The following is a 12504-nucleotide window of genomic DNA, read 5'->3' on the forward strand; positions in this document are numbered from 1 at the left end:
GCTCAACACCCCAATCTATCGCCGTACCCTGGGACGGTGAGCGAGAAGGTCCTGCCAACCGAGCGATGGCGCGAGCGTGCGGCCGCGCACGAGGCCCGGGTGGACCGCTGGCTCGGCAGCCACCTGGCTCGTCGCAAGGACGGCGTCAAGCATCCCGTCGAGGACTTCCTGTTCACGTACTACTCGCATCGCCCGGCTCAGCTTCGCCGCTGGCATCCCGGTTTCGGGGTGGTCCTGGCCGACGGGCCCACCCAAGCGCCGTACGTCGCGGTCCAGGGCGGCACGACCGTCGATCCAGACCTGCTCGCGCGCCGCCTCGACTCGGTGCGCTGGATCCGCGATCTGCTCGCGGCCACCGCCTCGCGGCCGCCCCAGCTCGGCTGCTTCGGCCTGCACGAGTGGGCCATGGTCTACCGGCAGACCCAGGAACAGGTCCGCCACAACGCCTGGCCGCTGCGGCTGTCTCCGGCCGCGACGGCTCAGGTCGTCGAAGACCGAGGGGTACGCTGTACGCACTTCGACGCGTACCGATTCTTCACCGAGCCGGCCCGGCCGCTGAACCTCCTGACGCCCACCCGCGACCGGCAGACGGAGTTGGAGCAGCCCGGGTGCCTGCACGCCACCATGGACCTCTACAAGTGGGCGTACAAGCTGTCTCCGCTTGTGCCGAGCGAACTGGTGGCGGACTGTTTCGAGCTGTCCCGGGCGGTCCGCGAACTCGACATGCAGGCCAGTCCGTACGACTTGGCCGATCTCGGCTACGAACCCGTGCGGATCGAGACGCCGGAGGGGCGGGCGGCGTACGCCGTGCGCCAGAAGGACTTCGCCGAGCGCGCCGCTCCGCTGCGCGCCCGGCTCATCGAAGTCTGCGACGACCTGCTCAGCGAGTCGGTGCCGTCGTCGGTGTAACCGACGGAGTCGTGGTCGGTGCGACGGTGGGTGCAGCTGTGGGACCACCGGTCGGCGAGTCGCCCGGGTAGAGACCCTGGTGGCGGCACAACCGGGCGAGCACCGGCCAGCGCTCGTACTCCCAGGTGAGGATCGCGTCGCAGTTGTGGATCTTCGCGTCCACGTAGGACTCGCTGTCCAGGTTGATGACGGAGACCTGGCTGAGCACCTGGCCCTTGGCGTCCACCACCACGAGGTTGCCGCCGCCCTGCCAGGAGGCGTCGACCCATTGCCCTGGGTACTCCCCGTAGTAGCCGCCGCCGTATTCCCGGGTCGCCTGGTCGTCGACGTTGACGAGGAGGCCGATCCCGAACAGCACGAGTCCGGCGGAGACCACGCCGGAGCCGACCCGCTGCCAGCGCTTGACGCGGGTCGCCGCGGTGCGGCCCAGCCAGACCGACGCGACGATCATCGCCAGCGCCACGATCAGTCCACCCACGACACTGTCGCCGATCCGGGGCAGCGCGCCTTCCGGGCCACTGCCGCCGGAGACGACCTCGCACAGGATCCAGGCCGCGAGGTATCCCCGGACGACCCACCAGCCGGGCCGGAGCAACCGGCCGAACTCGCTGAGGCCCGCGTACCCGATGATTCTGCCGATCTGGCGATCGGTGGTCCGCAGCCGCCCCTTGGCCTGGACCACCAGCGTGGACAGCCGCGCCCCGCCGCCGGCCGGAACCGACGCGCCGAGCGTGGCGCGCAACTCGGCGGCATAGGCGGCCGGGGTGCCGAGGCGAGCCTCCAGCGTGCCGCCCTCCGCCTCGACCTCGGCCGCGACCTCCGCGAGGTGAGCCGGCAGGTCTTCGAGCAGTTCGGCCCGGATGTCGTCGGGCAGGTCGGCGAGTGCCGCACCGACGGCGGCCGCGTAGTGCGCAATGTCGAGATTCATCGGCTCTCCAGCAGGGCGTCCATCGTGGCGGCGAATCCGCGCCAGGTCTCGCCGCCGGTTTTGAGCTGACTGCGACCGGACGGATTCAGCGAGTAGTACTTGCGGTGCGGTCCCTCTTCGGAGGGGACGACATACGTCGTCAGGTAGCCGGCCGCGAAGAGGCGGCGCAGCGTGCCGTAGACCGAGGCGTCGCCGATCTCGTCCAGCCCGGCGCTCCGCAGGCGGCGCAGGATGTCGTACCCGTAACCGTCCTCTTCCCGGAGGACCGCGAGCACGGCGAGATCGAGGACGCCCTTGAGGAGCTGGGTCGTATCCACGCACCGCACACTACTGCGCTTACCGAAGTACCGTCAACAAAAGAGAACCCGCCACGCCGAGCGGAGCGGGTTCCTTGGTCAGAGCGCGCCGAGGTAGCGACGTCGCTCGTACGGGGTGACCTCGCGGCGGTATTCCTCCCACTCGGCCCGCTTGTTACGCAGGAAGAAGTCGAAGACGTGCTCGCCCAGGATCTCGGCGACCAGCTCCGAGCCGGCCATCACATCGATCGCCTCGGACAGGTTCTCCGGCAGCGACTCGTAGCCCATCGCCTTGCGCTCGGAGTTCGACAGCGACCAGACGTCGTCCTCCGCCCCCGGCGGTAGTTCGTAACCGGCCTCGATGCCCTTCATGCCCGCACCCAGGAGGACGGCGTACGCCAGATAGGGGTTGCACGCGCTGTCGAGCGAACGCACCTCGACCCGGGCCGAGTTGGGCTTGCCGTACGCCGGAACCCGCACGAGCGCCGACCGGTTGCGGTGCCCCCAGCACACGTACGCCGGAGCCTCGGTGATGCGGTCGGGCAGCTGCTGCGGGAAGAGCCGCTTGTAGGAGTTGACCCACTGGTTGGTGACCGCCGTGAACTCCCGCGCATGGGTGAGGATGCCGGCGATGAACGCCCGGGCCACATCCGAGAGCTTGTAGGGATCGGCCGGATCGTGGAATGCGTTGCGTTCGCCCTCGAACAGCGACAGGTGGGTATGCATACCGCTGCCGGGCTGGTCGGTGAACGGCTTCGGCATGAAGGTCGCCTGCACCCCGTGCGACAACGCCACTTCCCGCATCACGTGCCGGAAGGTCATGATGTTGTCCGCCGTCGTCAGCGCGTCGGCGTAGCGGAGGTCGATCTCCTGCTGACCGGGCGCGACCTCGTGGTGGCTGAACTCGACCGAGATGCCGATCCGTTCCAGGGCCAGCACCGCCTGCCGCCGGAAGTCCCGGGCGATCGCATGCGTGGTGTGGTCGAAGTAGCCGCCGGAGTCGACCGGCGTGGGCACGCCGCCGTCGACGGGGCTGTTCTCCAGCAGGAAGAACTCGATCTCGGGGTGGGTGTAGAAGGTGAAGCCCTTCTCCGCCGCCCTCGACAGCGACCGGCGCAGCACGTGCCGCGGGTCGGCCCAGCTGGCGTTGCCGTCCGGCAGCAGGATGTCGCAGAACATCCGGGCGCTCTCCCCGGACGAGCCGCCCTCGAACGGGAAGACCTGGAAGGTCGTCGGGTCGGGCATGGCGACCATGTCGGACTCGTAGACCCGGGCGAAGCCCTCGATCGCCGAGCCGTCGAAGCCGATGCCCTCGTCGAAGGCGGCCTCCAGCTCGGCCGGGGCCACGCTGACCGATTTCAGGGTGCCGAGCACGTCGGTGAACCACAACCGGACAAATCGGATGTCGCGCTCTTCCAACGTCCGGAGCACGAACTCCTGCTGACGGTCCACGGCTTCCGACTCCTCCATGCGCGCGATGATCTGCTGCGGTTGGCAGTCAACACCGATCACGTTACGCGGGTGTTACAGCGGCTGCTCACGTCACGCTCGGAAAGCCCAGGCGTTGAGCAGCACGTGCGCACCCTGTACCTCTCGCCGGCCCGCCGCAACGCCGTGCTCAGCGGTATCGCGGCTGGGAGTGCCGCCGTCGCGGTGCTGACCGTGCTCGCCGTGCTCGGCTTGCGGCCCAGTACGCCGGTCGCCGCTCCGACCGCGCCGGCCACCGCGCTGCCCAGTCTGCGTACGGCGTTGCTCGAAGGTGGTGATCTGCCCGCCTCCTTCGAGGTCCGGCCCACCCCCACCGCGGTACGCACACCGAAGCGTACGGAGCGGTGTCAGAGCCTCGTCGCCGATCCGGCGTCGCTGCTGCGGTCGCTGCTGCCCAGGCCGGACGCTTCCCCGTCGCCGGTGACCGCCCGGCACGTCGGCGCGGACGACGGCGTACTGGACCAGGCCGTGCAGATCTTCGCCCGGGGGCAGGCCACCTCGGCAGTGGACACCATCCGCAAGACCGCCAAGTCCTGCGGCACCTTCACCGCTCGCCTCGACGACGGCACGAAGGCCCGGGTCAAGCTCACCTCGACCAGTGTGGAGAGTCTGCTCATCGGCGACGCGTACACCGTGAGCATGACGCTGACGACGAAGTCCGGGCAGCAGACGGGTTACCTCGCCGTCAGCCGCGTGGGCGACACTGTCTCGGTGCTGCGGCGTACCGGTCCGAGCGGGGGACCCGCGCTCGACCGGCAGATCCAGGACCTCGTCGGCAAAGCCCTGGACAAACTGGTGGTGCTAGGCGATCCCCGCCTCGTGGGCACCGCACCGGCGCATCGCTGACCTACTATGCCGGGGGTGCCCCTCACCCCCACTTGGACCCGGAAGCTCGCCGCGATCCTGGTCGGCTCGCTCGTCGTCCCGATCGCCGTGGAGTTCGTCCTCGCGCTGATCAAGGGCGAGTCCTACAACCTCGGCCGGGCCGCCACCGTGGTCGGCGCGGTCGGCTTGGTCTCGCTCGGGCTCTACCTCAGCCGCCCGTCCGCGCTCACCTTCCGGCTCAGCATGGCGGTCTTCCTGCTGGCCGCCGGGATCATGCTCGCCCTCTACGGCTTCCTCGTCGCCTCGGTCGACGGCATGTTCGACGGCCGCGTCGCCCACGCCGCGGTGGGCGCGGTCGCGGTCTGCTTCGGCCTGATCATCGGTTCGATCGGCGTGTACGCCTTCAGCGACGCCTGGCGGCAGCACCCGGTGACGATCCCGGAGCAGCGGGAACCGGCCCGGTCGGTGAACGTCAAACGATTCGCGCCCTACCGGCCGGAGGCGCACCAGAATCTGGTGGAGCTGTGCCGGACCCGGCTGGACGCGGCCGACCTGCACTACGTCGCGTACTACGCCGGGCACCAGGCCGTGTTCCGGGTGGACATGCTCGACGATCCCGCTCTCGGGTCCTTTCACGGACTCGTCGAGCCGCAAGCCCGGCGAGAGGCGTACGACGCACAGGGCCCGGAGGTCGAGGCAGCGCTGACGAGCTTCAACCGCACCTTCAGCGGGCTCGACGTCGGCGTACTGATCCGGCTCGTGCTCGACGTCGAACGGGGTGCGGTCTACTACTTCACCGTCGACCGGGACACCGGCCGCTACGTCCTGGCGGTCACCCTGGATCAGGAGCAGGTGCACCGAACGGACGCCAAGGTCGCCAAGCTCGTCGACGACCTACGCCATGCGCTGGGCTTTCCCCGGATGACCGAGCTGGAGCAACGCAAGTGAGGCGGGCGGCCGCCCTGCTCGCCATGGCCGCGCTTGGCTTCGGGGCGGCTTGGCTGACCGGGACCGGCCCGTCCGAGATCATCGCGTACGCCGCCTATCCGTACGTCACGGCGGCGCTGCTCGCCGTCGGGCTCTACGGCAGCGCGTACGGGATCGACCTGATCGAGGCTCGCCAGGACCGGCGGCTCATCCTGCTCGCCGTGACAGTGGGCGTACTGGTGAAGGCGACGCTCATCGGGGTCGTGCTGGCGCTGGCCTGGCAGGACCCGTTGTTCCTGCTTCTCGGCATCGTCGTGGCGCAGATCGATCCGCTATCGGTCGCGGCCGCCCTCGGCGACGGGCGGATGTCCGGCCGGGCCCGCTCGCTGCTCGCCGCGTGGGCGTCGTTCGACGATCCGCTGACCGTCGTGCTCGCCGTCTCGGCCGCGAGCGTGGTCGGCGACCTGCGCGGGCACCCCGGCGACGGCCTGCTCGCCGGGCTCTCGGCGTACGCCGTCGAACTGGCGGCCAACCTCGCTCTCGCCGCCGGCGCCTTCGTCGCGTACCAGTGGGGCCCGAAGAAGACCTGGTGGCGCACGGGCCTGCTGATCGTCGCGGCGGCCGTGGCGGTGTGGCAGTTGTGGCTCCTGGCGATCGCGCTGGTCGGGCTGTTCCTGCGGCCGCGCAGGCTGGCCGCGGTGCTCCCGGGCGCGGTGAACGCGGCGCTAGCGGGTGCGGTGCTGCTGCTCGGCGCGTTGCTGATCGGCGGGTTCGACCCACTCCGCGGGCTGAGCCTGGGATTGGCCGCGTTCGCCGCCCAATGGGTGGTCGCGGGGTGGCTGACCCGGGGCCTGCCGGTGCTCGACCGGGCCCAGTTGCGCCTGGCCCAGCAGAACGGCATCACCGCGATCGTGCTGGCCCTGAAGCTGGAACCGACGTTCCGGGGCGTAGTCGCCGTCGTCGCCCCGGCCATCGTGGTGACGAACGTGACGCATCTCATCGCCAACCAACGGCGGGCGGTAAAGGCAGAATGAGGGCATGCCGACACTGCGCATCGCTCTGGCCCAGGTCAATTCCACCGTCGGCGACCTGACCGGCAACGCCGCCACTGTGCGCGCCTTCGCGGCGCGCGCCCAGCAGGCCGGCGCCCACCTGGTCGCCTTCCCCGAGATGATGCTGACCGGCTACCCCATCGAGGACCTGACCTTCCGCGAGTCGTTCGTGCAGGCCTCGAAGGCGGCGCTGGCCAAGCTGGCCGAGGAGTTGGCCGCCGACGGGCTCGGCGAACTCGCCGTCGTGGTCGGCTATCTCGACGCCGACGGGCCGGCCCGGCTGGGCGCCGACTCGACCGTCCGGCACGGTCCGCGCGACTCGCTGGCGCTGCTGCACCGGGGCTCCGTCGTGACCACCTACGACAAGCACCACCTGCCCAACTACGGCGTCTTCGACGAGGACCGCTACTTCGTCCCCGGCGACACCCTCACCATCGTGCGGGCGGCGTGGGCCGACGGCACGGCGGCCGACATCGCGCTGAGCGTCTGCGAGGACATCTGGCAGCCGGGCGGCCCGTTCACGGCGGCCGGAGCAGCCAAGGCGGCTCTCGTCGTCAACATCAACGCGTCGCCCTACGAGCGCAACAAAGACGACGTACGCCTCCCGCTCGTCGCTCGGCGGGCCGTCGAGGCGGGCGCTGCGGTGGCGTACGTGAACATGATCGGCGGCCAGGATGAGCTGACCTTCGACGGCGACTCGATCATCGTCGGGCCGGACGGACGGCTGCTCACCCGCTCCGGTCAGTTCACCGAGGAACTTCTCGTGCACGACCTCGACCTACCGGCCGCCGACTCCGGCTGGACGCCGCCGGGCGCGGCTGCGGGGCTGACCCTGCGTCTCCAGCCGCTGGCGACCTCGTGGGCGGCTCCTACCGGCGAGCCGGCCGTGGGCGGGGTCGCCGAGCGGCTGCCGGACGAGGCCGAAGTCTGGGGCGCGCTCGTCCTCGGGTTGCGCGACTACGTCGAGAAGAACCGCTTCAAGTCGGTCGTCCTGGGCCTGTCCGGCGGCATCGACTCCGGCGTCGTCGCCGCGATCGCCGTCGACGCGCTCGGGCCGAAACGGGTCGTCGGTGTCAGCCTGCCCAGTGCGTACTCGTCGGAGCATTCGAAGGGCGACGCGGCCGATCTCGCCGAGCGCACCGGTCTGGACTACCGGGTGCAACCGATCGCGCCCATGGTGGACGCCTTCCTCAGCACCATGACGCTGACCGGATTGGCGGAGGAGAACCTGCAGGCCCGCGTACGCGGTGTGGTCCTGATGGCGCTGTCCAATCAGGAGGGTCACCTGGTGCTGACCACCGGCAACAAGAGCGAGCTGGCGGTCGGCTACTCCACGCTCTACGGCGACTCCGTCGGCGGGTTCAACCCGCTCAAGGACGTCCCGAAGACGCTGGTCTGGAAGCTCGCCCGGTGGCGCAACACGGTCTCGCTGGGCGGCATCGCCGCTCCGATCCCGGAGAACTCGATCAGCAAGCCGCCGAGCGCCGAACTGCGCCCGGGCCAGCTGGACTCCGACAGCCTGCCGGACTACGAACTGCTGGACGCGATCCTCACCGGATACGTCGACGGCGACCTGGGCCGGGATCAGCTGGTGGCCGCCGGGCACGACGCCGCGCTGGTCGACAAGGTCATCCGGATGACGGACTCGGCCGAGTACAAGCGCCGGCAGTCCGCGCCGGGAACCAAAATCAGCTTCAAGGCCTTCGGCCGCGACCGTCGTCTGCCGATCACCAACAGGTGGCGCGAAGGGGCCTGAGCAGCGGGTATACCCACAGTTCCGTGGGTACAAACGTCGCGTCCGGGAGAAATAGCGCAAGATCGCCACGATAGGATGCAGGTCATGACGGGACGAAGCTCGTTCGTGGTGGTCGCCAACCGACTTCCGGTCGACGAGGTCCCCGACGAGGAACGAGCCGGCGGGCGACGCTGGCGGCGCAGCCCCGGTGGGCTCGTCACCGCGTTGCACCCCGTGCTCGTCCAGCGGGACGGCACGTGGATCGGCTGGGGCGGCTCGGCCGGGCCGGCCCCCGCGCCCTTCATGGTGGACGGCATCCGGCTGCACCCGGTGCCGCTCGACGCGGACGAGATCGCCCGCTACTACGAGGGCATGTCGAACTCGACGATCTGGCCGCTCTACCACGACGCCGTGGAGCCGCCGATCTTCCGCCGTCGGTGGGCCGCCTCCTACCGTGAGGTGAACGCCCGGTTCGCCGAGGCGGCCGCGCAGGTCGCCGCGCCGAACGCCACCGTCTGGGTGCAGGACTACCAGCTGCAGCTGGTCCCGGCGATGCTCCGGCAGGCCCGGCCCGACCTGCGGATCGGGTTCTTCCTGCACATCCCGTTCCCGCCGATCGAGCTGTTCATGCAGCTACCGCAGCGGGCCGAGATCATGCGTGGACTGCTCGGCGCGGATCTCGTCGGCTTCCAGCAACGGCTCGCGGCGCAGAACTTCGTCCGGCTGGCCCACCACGTCCTCGGCGCGCCCGTCTCCGGCAGCGTCATCGAGTTCGAGGACCGCCGGGTCAAGGCGGCGGCGTTCCCGATCTCGATCGACGTCGGCGAGATCGACCGGCTCGCCGACAACCCGCTGATCCGTACGCGGGCCGAGCAGATCCGCACCGAACTCGGTGAGCCGAAGACCGTCATCCTCGGGGTCGACCGGCTCGACTACACCAAGGGCATCGAGCACCGGCTCAAGGCGTTCCGGGAATTGCTCGCCGAGGGACGGCTGACCGTGCCCGAGACGGTGATGGTCCAGGTGGCCACGCCCAGCCGCGAAAGAGTCGAGCATTACCAAGCCTTGCGGGTGAAAGTCGAGCGTGAGGTCGGTCGGATCAACGGCGATTACGGGCGCGTCGGCGTGCCTGCTGTGCATTATCTGCACCAGTCGTACAGTCGCAGTGAACTCGCCGCGCTCTACCGCGCGGCGGACGTCATGATGGTCACTCCACTACGGGACGGCATGAACCTGGTCGCCAAGGAGTACGTCGCCGCCCGCGCGGACGCGGGCGGCGCGCTCGTCTTGAGCGAATTCGCCGGTGCCGCCTCGGAGCTTCGCCAGGCTTTCCTGTGCAACCCACATGACCTGGACGCCGTCAAGGACTCGTTGTTGCGAGCCGTACACGTAGACCCGGACGAAGCCCGCAAACGTATGTCCATCATGCAACGCCACCTACGCCGAAACGACGTGGCGCACTGGGCACGATCGTTCCTCACCGAGCTGGGCAGCCTCTAATGAACACAGCACTTTCCATCGCCACCGCGGAGAGCGTGGTCTCCGCGGACGGCTTCGACCCCGACCTCCGCCTGGCCGTCACCCGGATCGCCCGGGTGCCCCAACTGCTGGTCGCCTGCGACTACGACGGCACCCTCGCGCCGATCGTGGAAGACCCGACCGCGGCCAAACCCCTCCCCGAGGCGGTGGCGGCCATCCGATCCCTCGCCGCACTCCCCCAGACCACCGTCGCGGTCGTCTCCGGCCGCGCGCTGCGCGACCTCGCCGCCCTCTCGCGGCTGCCCAGCGAGGTCCATCTCGTCGGATCGCACGGCTCCGAGTTCGACGTCGGCTTCGTCCAACGCCTGGCTCCCGAGCTGGTAGCGCTGCGTACGCGGCTGCAGTCCGAGCTCAACTCGATCGCCGCGCAATTCCCAGGGGTACGCCTGGAGGCGAAGCCGGCGTCCATCGCCGTCCACACGCGGGGTGTCGACCAGCCGATCGCGGCGGCGGCCTCCGACGCGGTTCGCAAAGGCCCGGCCACCTGGCCCGACGTGCACGTGACCCACGGCAAGGAGGTCATCGAGCTGTCGGTGATCTCGACGCACAAGGGCACCGCGATCGACGCTCTGCGTACGCAGTTGTCGGCCAGCGCCGTGCTCTTCGTGGGCGACGACGTCACCGACGAGAACGCCTTCCGGCAGCTGCACGGGCCCGACGTCGGTGTGAAGGTCGGCCCCGGCGAGACTGCGGCGGCGTACCGGGTCGCCGACCCGTTCCAGGCGGCTCGCGTACTCGGTTTGCTGCTGGAAACGCGGCGGCACTGGCTGTTCGGCGAGCGCGCGGTGCCGATCGAGCGGCACTCCATGCTGGCCGACGGCAACACCGTCGCGCTGGTGACCCCGGATGCCCGGATCTCGTGGCTCTGCCACCCGCGCCCGGACTCCTCCGCGATCTTCGCCGACCTCGTCGGCGGTTCGCCCGCCGGGCACTTCACGGTGCGCCCGGAACGGGGCGGCACCCCGCTCGGGCAGCGCTATCGGCCCGGCACGATGACGGTCGAGACCCGCTGGTCCGGCCTCACAGTGACGGATTGGCTGGCCGGGGACTCCCTGGTACGCCGAATCTCCGGAAACGTCCCCGCGATGCTGGAGTTCGCCCCCCGCCCCGGATTCGGGCAAGTGGCGGTGAGCCTGCAGCCGATCGGCGACGGCGGCGTACTGGTGCTGGGTTCCAATGAGCCGGCCGCGCTGTGCAGCCCCGGCGTGGACTGGGAGATCGACCTCGACCGGGGTTCTGCCCGGGCCCGGGTGGACCTCGCTGCGCTCGGCGGAGAACTGACGCTGGACCTGAAGTTCGGCTCGCACGACGCGACACCGCATCCGATCCCGTCGAGCGAGCGGTTGGAGTCGGCCGAGCGCCCGTGGCGGGACTGGGCGTCCACGCTCAAGCTGCCGGCCAAGCACCGCGAACTGACCCTACGCAGCGCGCTGACCCTCCGTGGGCTGTGCCACCAGCCGACCGGGGGCATCCTGGCGGCGGCCACCACGTCGCTGCCCGAGGAGCTCGGCGGCGTACGCAACTGGGACTACCGCTACTGCTGGCTCCGGGATGCGGCGATGACCGCACACGCCCTCGTCGACCTCGGTTCCCTGGCGGAGGCCGAGGCGTTCCTGCGCTGGGTCGACGGCTGCGTCGAGCGTACGGGCGGCCACCCGGAACGGCTGCACCCGCTCTACGGCATCGACGGCTACCCGCTCGGCCCGGAGGCGGTCATCGACACCCTCCCCGGGTACGCCGGCTCCAGGCCGGTCCGGGTGGGCAACGCCGCCGACGCCCAGCTGCAGCTCGACGTCTTCGGCCCGATCGCGGACCTCCTGGCGGCGGTGGTGGAAAAGCGCGGCAAGGTACGCGACGAGGAATGGCGGGTGCTCGAGGCGATGGTGCAGGCGGTCGAACGCCGCTGGCACGAGCCCGACCACGGCTTGTGGGAGGCCCGCATCGCGCCCCGGCACCACGTGTACTCCAAGGTGATGTGCTGGATGACGGTCGACCGGGCCCTGTCGGTCGCCCGCCACTACGGCGACGCCGACCACAGCGCGTGGGTCACGTTGCGCGACAAGATCGCGGAGAACGTCCTCACCTACGGCTGGAACGAAGAAGTCCAGGCGTACTCGGTGGCGTACGGACACCCGGAGATGGATGCCTCCTCGCTCTGGATCGGACTGTCCGGTCTGCTCGCCGACGACGACCCCCGCTTCCTGTCCACGGTGCTCGCCATCGAAGCCGACCTCCGCAGCGGCCCGGTCGTCTACCGCTACCGCTGGGACGACGGCCTGCCCGGCCGGGAAGGCGGCTTCCACATCTGCACCGCCTGGCTCATCGAGGCGTATCTGCGTACCGGTCGGCGGGCCGACGCCGAGGAACTGTTCGAGCTGATGATCGACACGGCCGGCCCGACCGGCCTGCTGCCCGAACAGTACGAGCCGGACTCCGAGCGCGGGCTGGGCAACCATCCGCAGGCCTACAGCCACCTCGGGCTGATCCGCTGCGCCACCCTGCTCGACTCGTAACCGCCCGCGCGCGAATGAGGGGTCCGCAGGCGCCTGCGGACCCCTCTCTTGCCTCGGGTGCATGCTCCGTCGCAGAGGCGGTCCCGAGGCCTCTTAGAGAATTCTATTCATGACAAACAGGGGAATCGCAATACCGCATTAGTTGTCCACAGAATGCGGTAGTGGGCGAACGTTATCCACAAGAGAATTCGCGAGCAGCTTGCGCAATCGTTCGGCGAAGGTCTAATTTGCCCTGAGCTAGAAAAGAAGCGCGCCCCGGGGGCTTGCTTTCGCAGAGGCGGTCCCGGGGCCT

At 69.9% G+C, this 12504-nt stretch carries 10 protein-coding genes; 7 read left to right on the forward strand and 3 right to left on the reverse strand.

What is annotated here, in order from left to right; translation table 11 throughout:
- The first annotated feature begins 36 nt into the window (after nt 1–36).
- Entirely contained in the window at nt 37–909 is an 873-nt protein-coding gene (locus tag HOV77_RS22130; protein WP_290864573.1) for a 3-methyladenine DNA glycosylase, read from the forward strand.
- Here HOV77_RS22130 and HOV77_RS22135 read toward each other — a convergent pair.
- The 3 genes from HOV77_RS22135 to HOV77_RS22145 form a co-directional block, all read right to left on the reverse strand.
- A complete protein-coding gene (locus HOV77_RS22135) occupies nt 881–1837 on the reverse strand; it encodes a hypothetical protein (protein ID WP_290864574.1) in 957 nt (318 codons plus the stop codon). The two genes, HOV77_RS22130 and HOV77_RS22135, sit on opposite strands and share 29 nt — an antisense overlap.
- Nucleotides 1834–2154 (reverse strand): PadR family transcriptional regulator, encoded by a 321-nt coding sequence (locus HOV77_RS22140; protein WP_290864575.1) that lies wholly within the window; start codon nt 2152–2154, stop codon nt 1834–1836. The genes HOV77_RS22135 and HOV77_RS22140 overlap by 4 nt, the downstream gene beginning before the upstream one ends.
- Before the next feature lie 78 nt (nt 2155–2232).
- Complete coding sequence (locus HOV77_RS22145) at nt 2233–3585, reverse strand: glutamine synthetase family protein (protein ID WP_290864655.1); 1353 nt, start codon at nt 3583–3585, stop codon at nt 2233–2235.
- A gap of 123 nt (nt 3586–3708) precedes the next feature.
- On the opposite strand from HOV77_RS22145, the gene HOV77_RS22150 reads away from it, so the two are divergent.
- The 6 genes from HOV77_RS22150 (at nt 3709) to otsB (ending at nt 12212) form a co-directional block, all read left to right on the forward strand.
- On the forward strand, nt 3709–4467 hold the full coding sequence (locus HOV77_RS22150) for a hypothetical protein (protein ID WP_290864576.1): 759 nt from the start codon (nt 3709–3711) through the stop codon (nt 4465–4467).
- Nucleotides 4468–4482: 15 nt separating this feature from the next.
- Complete coding sequence (locus HOV77_RS22155; RefSeq protein WP_290864577.1) at nt 4483–5394, forward strand: hypothetical protein; 912 nt, start codon at nt 4483–4485, stop codon at nt 5392–5394.
- The gene (locus tag HOV77_RS22160) at nt 5391–6407 is read left to right on the forward strand and encodes a hypothetical protein (protein ID WP_290864578.1); all 1017 of its coding nucleotides are present in this window, start codon (nt 5391–5393) and stop codon (nt 6405–6407) included. Before HOV77_RS22155 ends, HOV77_RS22160 begins: the two co-directional genes overlap by 4 nt.
- 4 nt (nt 6408–6411) lie before the next feature.
- Complete coding sequence (locus tag HOV77_RS22165) at nt 6412–8181, forward strand: NAD+ synthase (RefSeq protein ID WP_290864579.1); 1770 nt, start codon at nt 6412–6414, stop codon at nt 8179–8181.
- 84 nt (nt 8182–8265) lie between these two features.
- Complete coding sequence (locus HOV77_RS22170; RefSeq protein ID WP_290864580.1) at nt 8266–9660, forward strand: trehalose-6-phosphate synthase; 1395 nt, start codon at nt 8266–8268, stop codon at nt 9658–9660.
- 17 nt (nt 9661–9677) lie between these two features.
- Nucleotides 9678–12212: a trehalose-phosphatase gene (otsB, locus tag HOV77_RS22175; RefSeq protein WP_290864656.1), complete on the forward strand. Its 2535-nt coding sequence runs from the start codon at nt 9678–9680 to the stop codon at nt 12210–12212.
- Nucleotides 12213–12504: the final 292 nt, after the last annotated feature.

Origin of the sequence: Hamadaea sp., assembly GCF_013362815.1 — a bacterium.
In the GTDB taxonomy this organism is placed as follows: Bacteria; Actinomycetota; Actinomycetes; order Mycobacteriales; family Micromonosporaceae; genus Hamadaea.

Bases quoted from the DNA above. Each gene is read 5' to 3' on its own strand.
- HOV77_RS22165 (WP_290864579.1), top strand. From the start codon at position 6,412: ATGCCGACACTGCGCATCGCTCTGGCCCAGGTCAATTCCACCGTCGGC.
- HOV77_RS22170 (WP_290864580.1), top strand. From the start codon at position 8,266: ATGACGGGACGAAGCTCGTTCGTGGTGGTCGCCAACCGACTTCCGGTC.
- HOV77_RS22135 (WP_290864574.1), bottom strand. From the start codon at position 1,837: ATGAATCTCGACATTGCGCACTACGCGGCCGCCGTCGGTGCGGCACTC.